Source organism: Nocardia asteroides (assembly GCF_021183625.1).
Lineage (GTDB): Bacteria > Actinomycetota > Actinomycetes > Mycobacteriales > Mycobacteriaceae > Nocardia > Nocardia asteroides_A.
Window position 1 is genome coordinate 3,682,775 of the sequence record NZ_CP089214.1, and the last position, 14,436, is coordinate 3,697,210.

Here is a 14,436-nt window from a genome sequence, read left to right on the forward strand (position 1 = left end):
GCGGCATCAGGGCGAACCCGGAGACCGGCCTCCTACTCGAGGCCCTGTTCGATGGCGTAGCGGGTGAGCTCGACCCGGTTCGCCAGCTGGAGTTTGCGCAGCGTGGCCTGCACGTGGTTCTCCACCGTCCGGTGGCTGAGGTTGAGCCTGCCCGCGATCTGCTTGGCGGAGAGCCCCTTGGCGACCATGCGCAGCACCTCGGTCTCCCGGTCGGTGAGCGCGGGGCGGTGCGGTTCGTCCGCGGCGGGCGGGGTGGTGGCGATCCGGCGGTACTCGCCGAGCACCAGCCCGGCCAGCCCGGGCGTGAAGACGGGCTGACCGGCCGCGGTGGCGCGCACCGCCTCGATCAGCTCGGTGGCGGAGGCGCTCTTCACCAGGTAGCCGGTGGCGCCGGCCTTGATGGCCTCGAGGACGTCGTCGCGCTCGGCGGAGGCGCTGAGCACGAGCACCCGGCTGTGCGGGGAGACCCGGAGCACCTCGGCGGTGGCCTGCGCGCCGGTGCCGTCCAGCAGCTGCATGTCCATGAGCACGACATCGGGCTGTACCGCGGCGGCCCTGCGCCCCGCGGTGCCGACGCCGTCGGCGGTGGCGGCGACGGTGAACCCCGCCTCCGCGAGGTCGCGGGAAACCCCGTCCCGCCACATCGGGTGGTCGTCCACCACCATCACCGAGACCTCGCGCACGCGGGGTCCACTCGGCGCGGGCGCGGGGCCTCCGTGGCTACGCTCCGCTCCCGCCTCCGGGCCTGACTCGCTCACACCACTCATCGTGCCACCCCCCGCAGGGGGATACGGAACTCCCACTCCGTGCCGAACCCGACCCCGCCGGTCTCCTCGGTGAGCAGCACCGCGGTGCCGCCGAGCGCGCCCAGCCTGCCGACGATGCTGCGCGACACCCCGAGCCGCCCCTCCGCCTCGGCCTCGGCCAGCCGCCCCGGCGGAATGCCGACCCCGTCGTCGCGCACGCTCACGATCAGCTCCTCGCCGGTGTCCTCCAGCAGGACATACGCCTTCGCCTCCGGCCCGGCGTGCTGCGCGACGTTCGCCAGCGCGTTGCGCACCGCCCCGTCCAGCTCGGCGGCGGCCGCGGCGCCGAGCAGCACCGGCTCGCCGGGGGTGGAGACCGACACGTCAGGCCGAGCCTGCGCGGTGAGCAGCGGCCGCAGGTCGACCTCGTCGCCGGGCTCGCCACCGGCCCGCCGCCCGCCCTGCTCGGAGAGCAGCACCCGCAGCGCCACCTCCTGCTCGCCCGCGCGCCGCGCGAGTTCCGCGGTGGCGCCGCCGATCTCGGTGCCGCGCCGCTTGATGTAGGCGAGCACCTGGAGCACGCCGTCGTGCACCTCGCGGGCCAGCCGCTCGCGCTCCTCGGCGGCCGCGGTGAGCCGCACCGCGCGCTCCACCTGGCCCTGCGCCCGGCGCGCGGTCTCGGCGGCGAGCCCGAGCGCGAGCCCGACCGAGACAAGCACCGGCACGGTGGCGTCGGTCCAGACGTCGTTGCCCCACTGGTCGCGCACGGTCAGCGCGACCGAGGCGATGAGCAGCCCGGAGAGCACACCGGCCACGGGGCCGCGCAGGATGGCCGCGGAGATCACCGCGTTGGTGGCCCAGAGCGTGGTCGGCAGGGTCTGGTGGCCGTGGTACCAGTCGTAGTCGGCGACCAGCCGGGTCGAGGCGATCAGCAGGATCACCACCACGTGGTCGCCGATCACCACCCAGACCCGCAGCCGCCGCGCCACCTCCGGAAAGTGCCACTGCGAGAGCATCAGCGCGCTCACCCCCGACCACACCGCCATCAGCGCGATCAGCACCCAGCTCAGCCGCTGGTTGTGGTAGTTCGGCACCGAGGCGACCTGCTGCCCCACCGCGTACAACAGGGTGACCAGGCGAAACGCCTGCGCGGCGCGCCAGAGCGGGGCGACGGCGGCGCCGGTCGAGTCCGTCCGGCGGCTCGCGCCCGCCGAGTCAGGCCCGCCCGGGTCGCTCATCGGCGTCGTCTTCGCCGGGTCGCGCGGCGGACTCCGGCCGTGCCGCCGGGTTACCGCCGGCATCCGGGGTGGACGGGTCCGCGTCACCCCGATCGGCCGCGCGCTTGCGCAGCGCCACCCGCGCCGACTCCTCGGCGGCGACGGTGCCCAGCTCCAGCCGGTCCGGTGCGGGCATGTCGTCCGGCTCGGCGTCGTAGAGCCCGCGCTCCGGGGTGACGGTCTGGATCTCCTCGAACATCTCCTCCGGCTCACCGGCGAGCAGCGAGCGGATGGCGGTGTTCAGCACCGCGACGATGGGCACCGCGAGCAACCCGCCCACGATCCCGGCGACCACGACGCCCGCGGTGATCGCCAGCACCACGCCGAGCGGGTGGATGCTCACCGCCCGGCCGAGCAGCAGCGGTTGCAGCACATGCCCTTCCAGCTGCATGACCGCGATGATGATGCCGAGCACGATCAGCGCGGTGACGAACCCCTTGGTGACCAGCGCGATGAAGACCGCGATGAAGCCGGCCAGGAAGGCGCCGATGATCGGGATGAAGGCGCCGACGAAGACCAGCGAGCCGAGCGGAAGCGCCAGCGGCACACCGAGGATCGCGAGTCCGGCGCCGATGCCGATGGCGTCCACCGCGGCCACAACGACGGTCGCCCGGACGAAGCCGACCAGCGAGCCGAAGCCGAGCCTGCCCGCGGTGCGGATGCGGGCGCGGTGCTCGGTCGGCACGATCCGGGTGACGAACTGCCAGATCTGCTCGCCACCGTAGAGGAAGAAGATCAGGATGAACAGGGTCAGGAAGGTGCCGGTGAGGATGTGCCCGACCACCGTCGCGGTGGTGAGCGCGCCGCTGGTCACACTGTCCTGATTGTCCTGGATGGTGCGGACGATGGTGTCGCCCGCATTGCGGATCTGGTCGTCGCTGAGGTGCGGCGGGCCGTTGATCAGCCAGTCCTGGATGGTGTGGATGCTGTTGGTGACCTCGTCGGAGAGCTGCGGCACGCCGTCGATGAACTGCTCGACCACGAAGGTCAGGACTCCGGCCACCAGCCCGATCGAGCCGAGCAGCGTGACGACGACCCCCGCCCCGCGCGGCACCCCCCTGCGCTGCATCCAGTCCACCAGCGGGGCAAGCAGCGCCGCCGCGAGCAGCGCGATGGCGATCGGGATCACCACGGTCGCCATCCGCTGCACGATCATGCTCAGCGCGAGGAAGGCGCCGAGGATCACCAGCAGCCGCCAGGCCCACTCCGCGCTCTGCCGGACCAGCGGGTGCACCGCGTCCGCCGGATGCCGCTCCGGCTTCGCCGCTGCCTCGGTCATTCCGCGAGCGTATCCGCCGCACGCGACACTCGGGAGTATGCCCGGAGCCGAAACGCTAGATTGTTTGTCGTGTCGGCCCCCCTCGAAGCAATCGCAGCGGTCAAACAGACCATGCGAACGCGGTGGCCGCTCTACCTGACCTCCATGCTGCTGGCCAATGCCTTCGGCGGCATCCTGGTCTGGGCCTTCATCCAGTACGGGCTGCCGGTTCCCGAGGGCGAGCAGGGCGGGCCGCGGCGGACGGGGCTGCTGGTCCCGGTCGCCGTCTTCGGCGCGGGCGGGGTGCTCAGCCTGACCGCGTCGGCGCTCATGCTGCGCCCGGTCATGCGCTGGCAGATGCGCGGCGGGCCGCCGAGCAGGCGCGAGCAGATGGCCGCGCTGCACGCCCCGCTGCGCCAGGCCATCGTGCACCTGCTCATCTGGCTGGTCGGCGGCGGCATCCTGACCGGCTTCATCCTGCTCGACTCGCCCGAGCTGGCGCTGGCGGTGATCGTCACCCAGTGCATGGCGGCGACCATCGTCTTCGGCTTCACCTACATGCTCGGCGAGCGCATCCTGCGCCCGGTCGCGGCGCAGGCGCTCACCGAGGGCACCTTCGACCACACGCTCACCCCCGGCGTCGGCACCAGGATGGCGATGACCTGGGGCATGGGCACCTTCGCGCCGACCATCGCGATCGTGCTGCTCTGCGTCACCCAGATCTCCTCGGACGTGAAGTTCTCCGCGCAGTCGCTCGCCGTCTCGATCCTGCTGCTCTGCGGCGTGGTGATCCTGCAGGCCCTGGCTCTGTCGATGCTCACCGGCTCCAGCATCTCCGACCCGGTGCGCCAGCTCAGCCAGGCCATCGACCGGGTGCAGGAGGGCTCGGTGGATGTGCAGGTCGAGGTGTTCGACGGCAGCGAGATCGGGCTGCTCCAGGTCGGTTTCAACCGGATGATGGAGGAGGCGGCGAAGCGCCGCCAGCTGCAGGAGCTGTTCGGCAGGCACGTCGGCGAGGAGGTCGCGCAGCGCGCGCTCGACTACGGCACCGAGCTCGGCGGCGAGACCAGGTTCGTCGCGGTGCTCTTCGTGGACATGGTCGGCTCCACCGCGACCGCGGCCGAGCGGCCGCCGACCGAGGTGGTCAGCCTGCTCAACGAGTTCTTCCGGATCGTGGTCGACGTCATCGACCGGCACCACGGCTTCGTCAACAAGTTCGTCGGCGACGCCGCGCTCGCCATCTTCGGCGCCCCGCTCGACCGCCCCGACGCCCCGACCGCCGCGCTCGCCGCCGCCCGCGAGCTGCGCGAGACGCTGCGCGAGGTGCCCGGCCTCGACATCGGCATCGGGGTCTCCGCCGGCCTGGCCGTCGCGGGCAATATCGGCGCCGCCAACCGCTTCGAGTACACCGTGATCGGCGACCCGGTGAACGAGGCGTCGCGCTTGACCGAGCTCGCCAAGGACCGCCCGGAGCGGGTGCTCGCCTCCGGCAGCGCGCTGTATTTCGCCGACGACGGCGAGCAGAGCTTCTGGACCACCGGCGAGGAGGTCCAGCTGCGCGGCCGCCGCCGGATGACGCTGCTGGCCTGGCCGCGGGAGCGCACCGGCGCGAGCGGTGCTGCCGACTCGGAACAGGCCCGTTGGCTAGGCTGAGACAGTGACGGCCAACGGCGAACGGGTGGGTACCCGGGCGCGCCGTGTCCCGAAACGCGCCCGGTACCGCTGGCTGCTCGGCGTCGCGGTGCTGGCGCTGCTCGTCGGCGAGGGCGTCTACCTCTGGCCGCGGCTGCACGAGAGCTGGCAGAAGCTCACCGAGATCCACTGGGGCTGGGTGGCGCTCTGCGTCGTCCTGCAGGCGCTCTCGATGAGCGGTTTCGGCCGGGTGCAGAAGCAGCTGCTGCGCGCGGGCGGGGTGCTGGTCAGCCAGTTGCGCTCGGTGGCTGTGGTCTACGGCGCGACCGCGATGTCGGTGACGCTGCCCGCCGGGCAGGTCTTCTCCACCGCCTTCACCTACCGGCAGACCAGGCGCTGGGGCGCCAATCCGGTGGTCGCCTCCTGGCAGCTGGTCTTCTCCGGGGTCGTCGCCGCGGCCGGGCTCGCGCTGCTCGGGGTGAGCGGGGCGATCCTGGCGGGCGACCGGATCGGTCCGGCTCAGCTGGTGCTCTCGCTCGCCGCGGTGGCCGCGCTCGCCACCGCGGGCAACTACCTCGCGCGCCGGCCGGGCTCGCTGGAGGCGCTGCTCCGGCGCGGGCTCGCGCTGGTCAACCGGGTGCGCAAGCGGCCGCGCGAGCACGGGTTGGCCAAGGTCACCGAGATGCTCGGGCAGCTGGAGTCGGTGCGGCTGAGCAGCACCGACGGTGCGCTGGTCGGGGTCTGGGCGGTGGTGCACCGGCTCGCCGACGTGGCCTGTCTCGGCGCCGCCTGCTACGCCATCGGCGGCGACCCGGTGTGGGCCGGGCTGCTCATCGCCTTCGCCGCGGGCAAGGCGGTCGGCTCGATCCCATTCGCGCCGGGCGGCATCGTCTACGTGGACGCCACGCTGATCTACGCGCTGACCGCCGCCGCCGGGCTGCCCGCCGCGCAGGCCGTCGCCGCCGCCTTCGTCTACCGCATGGTGAGCTTCGTGCTGGTCGCGATCGTCGGCTGGATCGTCTTCGCCTTCCTCTTCCGCACCCCGCACGCCGACGAGGCGGAGTACGAGCGGGAATTCGAATCCCGCCGCCCGCGCTGAGTCGGCCTGCCGCGCCCGGCATCGAAGCGAACCGCCGGTACGCTCGGAGCCCGTGAGGACCCTGGTGCCGCTGCTCGTCGATGTCGTGCTGGTGATCCTGTTCTGCGCCATCGGCAGGCGCAGCCACGAGGAGGCGGTGCTGGCCGGGCTGCTGCGCACGGCGTGGCCGTTCGCCGCCGGGCTCGCGCTCGGCTGGCTGGGCGCGCTGCTGCTGGCCAGGCGCACCGCCGACGCCTTCGACGGCTCCCTGCTGTGGCCGTCCGGCGTGCTGATCTGGGCGGTCACCCTGGCCGGTGGGATGGTGCTGCGCGCGGTCTCCGGTCAGGGCACCGCCTTCAGCTTCGTGCTCGTCGCAACCGGGGTGCTGGCGCTGTTCCTGCTCGGCTGGCGCGCGGCGGTCTCCGCACTGGGCTGATCCCGCTCAACGGGCGCGCGGCGGTCTCGGCGCCGGCCTGTTCCTGCTCAACTGGCGCGCCGCAGCTCCGCGCCGGCCTGATCCTGCCCGGCCGGGGCGCGGTCGCGCGGCGGCGAGTCAGGAGTCCGGCGCGGCCAGCGACTGGAGCAGCCGCGCCGCCATCCGCGCGGTGGCGTCGCCGCTGTCGACGGCGTCGATGTGGATGGCGAAGGCCAGGTCGCCCATGGTGGCGAGGAGCCAGCCGTCCGCGCCCGCGGTGGCCGCGAGCCCGCTGACGTCGCGGTAGCCGCGCACCGAGGCGAACTCGGGGCGGCCGGTGCCGTCGCGCAGCAGGCCGCGCAGCCGATCCACCATCTCCGGGTTCAGCCCGCCGAGCGGGGCGTCGGTGGCGCCGGGCCGGCCGACCTCGATCATCGGTGGCGCCAGCGCGCCGCGGGCGACCGCGGCGGTGGCGATGGCCATGCCGAACGGGCTGGCCAGGATGGCGTCACCGCCGCCGTTCTGGCTCACCTGCTCCGCACCGCGGCCGCCGGGCAGCCGCCCGGTGACCTCGTCCAGCCCCGGCACCTGGAAATCCACCCCGACCCCGAGCAGCGCCGCCGCGTCGGCGGCCTCCTGCCCGGTGACCTCCTGCGGCGGCTTGCCGTGCGCCACCGAGGCGACCAGGCGGAACAGCTCCGAGGTGCCGCCGACCGGGTAGAGCCCGGTGAAGGCGACCGGCCCGTGCTCGCTGGCCTGGCTGTTCTGCGCCACCGCGACCACCGCGCCGCTGGACGGCTGGATCGCCACGATCGAGGCGGGCGTCGCCGAGCTCACCACGGCGTCCTCGGCGGCGCGCTGCAACCGCTGGTCCATGGTGGCCGCGATATCCGGCCCGGGCGGGCCCTGATAACCCGCGACCTGCCCGGCGAACTTCCCGTCCGGCTCGAACAGCTGCACGCCCCAGCCGGAGTGCGCCTCCTGGCTCTCCTGCTGCACCTTGCGCAGCGCGTCGAGCATGGGCGACCAGACCCGGCGGTCGGCGGAGATGAGCCGCGGCTGCTTCTCGATCACGGCCCCCTGCACCGCGACCAGGTCGGGCTCCAGGATCTCGAAGTCGCCGTCGCGCAGGTTCACGGCGGTGATCGGCTTGCCCTGCGAGGTGGCGAGCTGCTGCATGAGCGCGGGGCCGGTGATCAGCGGGGCGACCGGTTCGATGGCGCGGGCCAGCGCGTCGGTGGCGGCGACCGGGTCGGCGATCCGGGCCGGGTCCAGCTTGACCACGTTGATGTTCTGCTCGGTCATCAGCGGCGCGCCCGCGATGTCGACCACCTTCGGCGCCGGCGCGGGCAGCGTGCGCACCAGCCGGACGGTGCGGTTGTTCTGCAGCGGCGGCATCACGACGCTCGGCTCCCAGGAGATCCGCCAGCCGATGGCGAGCTTGCGCACATTGCCCTGCAGCGAGTAGCGCCACTCCTTGTTCTCACCGAAGGACCAGTCGACGTCCATGCTGTACATCCCGGACTCCGCGTCGAGCGCGATGAACTGGGTCTTGGCGTAGTCGACGGTGCCGGGGGCGAGCCCCTCGAACATTTGCTCGAGAGTTGCCGAGGCGGCAGCGGGATAGGAGGTCAGCTGGGCGGCGCCGGAGTAGTCACGGTCGTCGAGCAGCTCCGTGAACCGTTCGACAACCGCCTCCGCCGCGTTCCGCTGCTCGTGTACACCGCATGATCCCATCGCGATCGCGATAGCCGCTACACCCACGAGTGCCAATGCGCTCCGGAGGCGAAAGCGGCGGGATCCCCACACATCCATGTCCGCCCACTCTTCACTCTTGTCACTTCAGCAACAAGACAACCGTATCCGACCAGTCTGCACCGGCGACACCTGGAGCACCGGGGACGCCACGCATGCTCAGCACCTTCATTGTGCCCCAACCCGGCGAACCGGGGCCGATCATGACCTCCGCCCGGCGCTGTCGAGACAACCGGCGCCGTTACCGTACCGGCCCCGCCGGGCGGGCGGGCCACCAACCGCCCGCTTCGGCGATTCGGGTGGATCCCGGGCGTGTTCGCGCTGAGCGCAACCAGTAACAGCCGCAGCGACGTAATCTTGTAATCACTGAAAGACGAGTGACAGGCAGGTGACGTCATGGGACACGGACAGCGACGCGGGTTCGGCAGGCCCGGCGGTTGGCAGCAGGCCGACCTCCCCGACGCGGCGGATGCCGCCGACTGGTTCGCCGGAAGATTGCCGGAGGAGTGGTTCGTCGGTGCGCCGACGCTGGAGATCGACCGGGACGAGATCGTGGTGATCGGCGAGCTCCGGCTGACGCCGCCCGGCGAGCAGCCCGGCGACGGCGAGCCGATCCCGGCGGCGACGAAGGAGGGCGCGATCGCGCGGTTCCGCGAGGGCACCCGCTCGGCGCGCATGCGGATCGCGGAGGAGGCGCAGCACCGCTACCGGCGCAATGTCGCCTGGGGCATCACGGTGGACGGCGAGCGGATCCTCTTCACCCACCTCGCGGTGCCGGTGATGACCCGGCTGCGGCAGCCGGAGCGCAAGGTGCTCGACACCCTGGTCGACGCGGGCGTCGCGCGGTCGCGGTCGGACGCGCTGGCCTGGACCGTCCGGCTGGCAGGTGAGCACGCCGAGTCCTGGCTGGCGGAGCTGCGCGCGGCCATGAAGACCGTCGACGACCTGCGCGCCGAAGGCCCGAAGGACCTCTGACCGCGGGCCGGTAGGGTGGCCCGCATGTCAGCTCCCGGCCCGATCCTGGTGCTCAACGGCCCGAACCTGAACATGCTCGGCACCAGGCAGCCGGAGGTATACGGCTCGGACACCCTCGACGACGTGCTGGCGCTCTGCCGCCGGACGGCGGAGCGGCACGGCCGCGAGATCGTGGCCTTCCAGTCCAACTCCGAGGGCGCGCTGATCGACCGGATCCACGCCGCGCGCGGCGTGGAGTCCGGAATCGTGATCAACCCGGGCGGGCTCACGCACACCTCGGTGGCGCTGCGCGACGCGCTGGTGATCCCGGAGCTGCCGATCGTGGAGGTGCACATCAGCAACGTGCACGCCCGCGAGGAGTTCCGGCACCACTCCTACGTCTCGCCGATCGCGACGGCGGTGGTCGCCGGGATGGGCGTCTTCGGCTACGCGGCGGCCGTCGAGTTCCTGATCCGGCGCGGCTGAGTCAGTTCAGCCGGAAGACCGGGAAGCCGGGCGCGATCCCGGCCAGCTGCTCGTCGGTGGCGTTCTTGTCGATGCCGTCGAAGAAGCGGCCGACCTCCCAGCCCCAGCGCCGCAGGTACTCGCGCAGCAGCGGGTTCTTCTCGGCGTCGGGCACCTCGACCGCGGTGAACGACTGCACCTTGCGGCCCAGCCGCAGCTCGCCGCCGCCCGCCGCGCGCAGGTTGCGCACCCACTGGGTGTGGCCGCGCGGGGAGACCAGGTAGCGCGCGCCGTCGATCTCCATCGGGTTCACCGGGACGGTGCGCCACTCGCCGCTCTTCCGGCCGCGCACGGCGAGCTCCCTCGACCCGGCCAGGCTGATGCCCCACTGCGCGAGCCTGCGCACGATCCGGTTGAAGACGTTGTCGCCGCCTGCGGGAGCGAGGTAGCGGGACTCGGCGTTCATGATTTCTCCTCTGTGAGCACTGCTCTCTGTTGAGAGAAGTGTTCCACGGATCGCATCGCCGAGTCAAGAGCAGTGCTCTCTATTTTTCAGCGCACCCAGGCCGCCATCACCTCGGCCAGTGCCGCCGCGCCCCGGTGGCAGTCCGCCGCCGCGGCGAACTCGTGCGGGGAGTGAGACACGCCGGTCGGGTTGCGGACGAAGAGCATGGCGGTCGGCACCCGCTCGGCCAGCACCCCGGCGTCGTGGCCCGCGGCGGTGGGGATCACCGGGACGTCGCCGAGGTGCGCGAGCGCGGCGCTCAGCCTGGCGCGCGGTTCGGGCGGGAATTCCACGATGGGTGAGCGGGATTCGGGTTCGGCGGCGAAGCCGATGCCGCCGTCGGCGGCGGCCTTGCCCGCCAGCGTCTCGATCTCGGCGACCAGGGCGGTCAGCGTGGCCTCGTCGGCGGCGCGGGCGTCCAGCCAGGCGCGGACCGCGGAGGGGATGGCGTTGGTGCCGTTCGGGGCGACCAGCACCTTGCCGAAGGTGGCGACGGCGCGGTGCTTCTCGGCGGTGCTGCGGGCGGCGTGCACGGCGGTGGCGAAGGTGAGCATGGGGTCGCGGCGGTCGACCAGGCGGGTGGCGCCTGCGTGGTTGGCCTCGCCGGTGAAGGTGAACTCCCAGCGGCCGTGCGGCCAGATCGAGGAGGCGAGGGCGATCGGGCGGTCCACCAGGTCGAGGGCGCGGCCCTGCTCGACGTGCAGTTCGACGAAGACGCCGATCCTGCTCGCCAGCAGTGGGTCTGGGCCGAGCGCGGCCGGGTCGCGGCCCGCCGCGCCCAGCGCCTCGGCCAGGGTGATGCCGTCGCCGTCGCGCAGCCGCAGGGCGCGCTCCGGGGCGAGCGCACCGGCGCTGAGCTGGGAGCCGATGCAGGCGACGCCGAAGCGGGCGCCCTCCTCGTCCACGAAGCAGGTGACCGCGACCGGCACCCGCGGGGTGATGCCGCGCTCGCGCACCAGATCCACCGCGGCGAAGGCGGAGACGACGCCGAGCGGGCCGTCGAAGGCGCCGCCGTCCGGCACCGAGTCCAGGTGCGAGCCGGTGACGAAGGCGTTCTCCGGTTCCCCGGTCCAGGCCGGGGGGAGCCACCAGGCCCAGAGGTTGCCGTTGCGGTCGATCTCGACGTCCATGCCGCGCGCCGCCGCGCAGCCGGTGAACCACTCGCGCAGCGTGAGATCCGCGTCCGCCCAGGCGAACCGCCGATACCCGCCCGTTCCCGGGTCCCGGCCGATGCTCAGGATCTCGTCCCACAGGGGATCGAAGACTCGCCCCGCGGCGGCCTGCGTGAACAGGCCGCTCACCGCGCTGCCCCGGTCGCCTGTGCCGGACCGGTTCCCGCCGACGGCGCTCCCGCCGGACCGGTGCCCACGGCCGCCGACGGCGCTCCCGCCGCCCCGGCGCACGGTGCGCCGCCGCAGCGCACCCGCCTCACCCCACCGCTCCGGGAATCCAGGAGGTGCCCGCGAGCGGAACACGGGCCATCGCCGACGCCTCGACGGTGAGCGCGACCAGATCCTCCGGCTCCAGGTTGCGCAGGTGCGACTTCCCGCAGGCGCGGGCGAGGGTCTGCGCCTCCATGGTCAGCACCCGCAGGTAGTTGGCGAGTCTGCGGCCGCCCTCGACCGGGTCGAGCCGGGCGGCGAGTTCGGGGTCCTGGGTGGTGATGCCCGCCGGATCCCGGCCATCCTGGAAGTCGTCGTAGCTGCCTGCCGCGCTGCCGAGCGCGGCGTACTCGGCGGCGTAGCGCGGGCTGTTGTCGCCGAGCGCGATGAGCGCGGCGGTGCCGATGGCGACCGCGTCCGCGCCGAGCGCCATCGCCTTGGCCACGTCGGCGCCGGTGCGGATCCCGCCGGAGACGATGAGCTGCACCTTCCGGTGCACCCCGAGCTCCTGCAGCGCCCGCGCCGCCTGCGGGATCGCCGCCAGCGTCGGAATCCCGACGTGCTCGATGAAGACCTCCTGGGTGGCGGCGGTGCCGCCCTGCATCCCGTCGACCACGACGACATCCGCCCCTGCCTTCACCGCGAGCTTGACGTCGTAGTAGGTGCGGCTCGCGCCGACCTTGATGTAGATCGGCTTCGCCCACTGCGTGATCTCGCGCAGCTCCAGGATCTTGATGGCCAGGTCGTCCGGCCCGGTCCAGTCCGGGTGCCTGCACGCGCTGCGCTGGTCGATGCCCTGCGGCAGCGTGCGCATCCCGGCCACCCGCTCGGTGATCTTCTGCCCGAGCAGCATGCCGCCGCCGCCAGGCTTGGCGCCCTGGCCGAGCACGATCTCGATGGCGTCGGCCTGCCGCAGGTCGTCCGGGTTCATCCCGTAGCGAGATGGAAGGTACTGGTAGACGAGAGTTTTGGACTGTCCTCGCTCCTCGGGGGTCATGCCGCCGTCGCCGGTGGTGGTCGAGGTGCCCATGGCGCTGGCGCCGCGGCCGAGCGCCTCCTTGGCCTGGCCGGAGAGCGCGCCGAAGCTCATTCCCGCGATGGTGATCGGGATGTCGAGGTGCAGCGGGTGTTCGGCGTTGCGATCGCCGAGCACCACGTCGGTGCCGCAGCGCTCCCGGTACCCCTCCAGCGGGTAGCGCGACATGGAGGCGCCGAGCAGAACCAGGTCGTCGAAGTGCGGCAGCCTGCGCTTGGCGCCCCAGCCGCGGATGTCGTAGATGCCGGTCTCGGCCGCGCGCTGGATCTCGGCGATCACGCCGCGGTCGAAGGTGGCGGATTCCCTCGGCAGTGTTCCGGTCATCGGTGGCCTCCTCAGTACGCGTTCGCGTTGTCGACGTGGAAGTGGTACAGCTCGCGGGCCGAGCCGTAGCGGGTGAACTCGGCCGGGTCGGCGTCGAAACCGGCGGCGGCGAGCAGCTCGGCCAGCTCGGCCAGGTGCTCCGGGCGCAGCTCCTTGCGCACGCAGTCGGCGCCGAGCGAGGCGACCCGGCCGCGCACGTAGATCCGCGCCTCGTAGAGCGAATCGCCCAGCGCCTCACCGGCGTCGCCGAGCACGACGAGCCTGCCCGCCTGCCCCATGAAGGCGCTCATGTGCCCGATATCGCCCCCGACGACGATATCGACGCCCTTCATCGAGATCCCGCAGCGCGCACCGGCATTGCCCTCGATCACCAGCAACCCGCCGTGCGCGGTCGCGCCCGCCGACTGCGAGGCGTCGCCCTCGACCCGCACGGTGCCGGACATCATGTTCTCCGCCACCCCGACGCCCGCGCTGCCCCGCACGGTCACGGTCGCGCGCTGGTTCATGCCCGCGCAGTAGTAGCCGACGTGGCCATCGATGGTGACCTCGACGTCGGCGTTCAGCCCGCAGGCCAGGGCGTGCGCCCCGCGCGGGTCGGTGATGGTCAGAGCCGCCGGCCGTTCAGGCCCCGCCAGCAGCGCGTTGACCGCCCGTACCCCCTCGGCCGTCGCGTCGATGGTGCCGGCAGGGGCCAGTTCTGTGATCACGGTCGGCGCCATAGGTACACCTCTTCCGGTTCGGGTTCGAAGATCCGGGCGTCGGCGACGCCGGGCAGCTCGGCGAGGGCGCGGTACTCCGACGCCATCGCCACCCAGCGATCGGTCTCCGCGACGATCGCCGGCTTGCAGGAGATGGCGTCGCGCACCACCGCGAAGGAGTCGGCGGTCGACACCAGCAGCGTGTAGAAGCCGTCGAAGACCTCGTTGAGCAGCAGCAGCGCCTTCTCCAGGTCGGCACCGGCCGCCAGCTGCTGCGCGACGAACCGCGCCCCCACCTCGGTGTCGTTCTCGCTGTCGAACTCGACGCCCGCGCGCCGGAGCTCGTGCCTGATGCTCATGTGGTTGCTGAACGACCCGTTGTGCACCAGGCACTGCCCCGGCCCCACCGAGAACGGGTGCGACCCCTCCGCGGTGACCGCCGACTCGGTCGCCATCCTGGTGTGCGCCACCCCCTGCCAGCCCTGCGCGGTGGGCAGCCCGAAGCGGTGCGCCAGCTCGGTCGGGTTGCCGACGCCCTTGAGCACGGTCAGCTCCGAGCCGAAGCCGATCACCCTGGCCGCGGGGACGGCCGCGCGCACCGCCGCGACCAGCGGCTCGTGCGCCACCGGGCCGTGCAGCACGACGGTGGGGTCCAGGTCGTGCGCCGCGATCGGTGCGCCCGTCGCCGTGCTCAGCAGCGCCGCGAGTTCGGCCGCGGGCAGCGGGCTGTCCAGCACCGAGACGGTGGTGTGCCCGGGCGGCGACCAGACCGGGTCGCCGTAGACCGCCATCCCGGCCGAGTCCGGCCCGCGGTCGCACATCTGGTCCAGCATGCCGGTGAGCAGCTCGCCCAGCCGGGGGTACAGGGTGGCATCACGCAGGTGAAGCCCGACGATTCCGCACATGGCGCT

14 protein-coding genes are annotated in these 14,436 nt (G+C 72.7%); 5 read left to right on the top strand and 9 right to left on the bottom strand.

Annotation, left to right across the window (positions count from 1 at the left end; translation table 11 throughout):
* Positions 1-32 precede the first annotated feature (32 nt).
* From LTT61_RS17545 to LTT61_RS17555, 3 genes are all read right to left on the bottom strand, one after another.
* Positions 33-665, bottom strand: coding sequence for a response regulator (locus LTT61_RS17545; protein ID WP_233021056.1), 633 nt, complete (start codon positions 663-665; stop codon positions 33-35).
* 98 nt (positions 666-763) lie between these two features.
* Positions 764-1,984: a MacS family sensor histidine kinase gene (gene macS, locus LTT61_RS17550; RefSeq protein ID WP_233015107.1), complete on the bottom strand. Its 1,221-nt coding sequence runs from the start codon at positions 1,982-1,984 to the stop codon at positions 764-766.
* Complete coding sequence (locus tag LTT61_RS17555; RefSeq protein WP_233015109.1) at positions 1,962-3,302, bottom strand: AI-2E family transporter; 1,341 nt, start codon at positions 3,300-3,302, stop codon at positions 1,962-1,964. Before LTT61_RS17555 ends, macS begins: the two co-directional genes overlap by 23 nt.
* A 111-nt stretch (positions 3,303-3,413) precedes the next feature.
* Between LTT61_RS17555 and LTT61_RS17560 the strand changes: the two genes are divergently transcribed.
* From LTT61_RS17560 to LTT61_RS17570, 3 genes are read left to right on the top strand one after another with little or no spacing between them, the layout of a single operon-like run.
* Positions 3,414-4,934, top strand: coding sequence for an adenylate/guanylate cyclase domain-containing protein (locus tag LTT61_RS17560; protein WP_233015111.1), 1,521 nt, complete (start codon positions 3,414-3,416; stop codon positions 4,932-4,934).
* Between the two features lie 4 nt (positions 4,935-4,938).
* On the top strand, positions 4,939-6,012 hold the full coding sequence (locus LTT61_RS17565) for a lysylphosphatidylglycerol synthase transmembrane domain-containing protein (RefSeq protein WP_420094654.1): 1,074 nt from the start codon (positions 4,939-4,941) through the stop codon (positions 6,010-6,012).
* Positions 6,013-6,064: 52 nt separating this feature from the next.
* Positions 6,065-6,427, top strand: coding sequence for a DUF3054 domain-containing protein (locus LTT61_RS17570; protein WP_233015113.1), 363 nt, complete (start codon positions 6,065-6,067; stop codon positions 6,425-6,427).
* 117 nt (positions 6,428-6,544) lie between these two features.
* Here the strand turns inward: LTT61_RS17570 and LTT61_RS17575 are convergent, their stop codons facing one another.
* On the bottom strand, positions 6,545-8,143 hold the full coding sequence (locus LTT61_RS17575; protein WP_233015115.1) for an NTF2-like N-terminal transpeptidase domain-containing protein: 1,599 nt from the start codon (positions 8,141-8,143) through the stop codon (positions 6,545-6,547).
* 414 nt (positions 8,144-8,557) lie between these two features.
* Here LTT61_RS17575 and LTT61_RS17580 point away from each other — a divergent pair, with 414 nt between their 5' ends.
* Positions 8,558-9,136: a hypothetical protein gene (locus LTT61_RS17580; protein WP_233015117.1), complete on the top strand. Its 579-nt coding sequence runs from the start codon at positions 8,558-8,560 to the stop codon at positions 9,134-9,136.
* 24 nt (positions 9,137-9,160) lie between these two features.
* Positions 9,161-9,601: a type II 3-dehydroquinate dehydratase gene (gene aroQ, locus LTT61_RS17585; RefSeq protein ID WP_233015119.1), complete on the top strand. Its 441-nt coding sequence runs from the start codon at positions 9,161-9,163 to the stop codon at positions 9,599-9,601.
* Position 9,602: 1 nt separating this feature from the next.
* Here the strand turns inward: aroQ and LTT61_RS17590 are convergent, their stop codons facing one another.
* The 5 genes from LTT61_RS17590 to LTT61_RS17610 form a co-directional block, all read right to left on the bottom strand.
* Positions 9,603-10,046 carry a nitroreductase family deazaflavin-dependent oxidoreductase gene (locus LTT61_RS17590; protein ID WP_233015121.1) on the bottom strand — a complete coding sequence of 148 codons (444 nt, stop codon included), beginning with the start codon at positions 10,044-10,046 and terminating at the stop codon, positions 9,603-9,605.
* 86 nt (positions 10,047-10,132) lie between these two features.
* Complete coding sequence (locus LTT61_RS17595) at positions 10,133-11,386, bottom strand: allantoate amidohydrolase (RefSeq protein WP_233015123.1); 1,254 nt, start codon at positions 11,384-11,386, stop codon at positions 10,133-10,135.
* Positions 11,387-11,513: 127 nt separating this feature from the next.
* Entirely contained in the window at positions 11,514-12,827 is a 1,314-nt protein-coding gene (locus tag LTT61_RS17600) for an FMN-binding glutamate synthase family protein (RefSeq protein WP_233015125.1), read from the bottom strand.
* A gap of 11 nt (positions 12,828-12,838) precedes the next feature.
* Positions 12,839-13,546, bottom strand: a complete 708-nt coding sequence (locus tag LTT61_RS17605) for a protein glxC (RefSeq protein ID WP_233015127.1) — start codon at positions 13,544-13,546, stop codon at positions 12,839-12,841.
* Complete coding sequence (locus tag LTT61_RS17610; protein WP_233015129.1) at positions 13,531-14,430, bottom strand: class II glutamine amidotransferase; 900 nt, start codon at positions 14,428-14,430, stop codon at positions 13,531-13,533. The genes LTT61_RS17605 and LTT61_RS17610 overlap by 16 nt, the downstream gene beginning before the upstream one ends.
* Between the last annotated feature and the right edge of the window lie 6 nt (positions 14,431-14,436).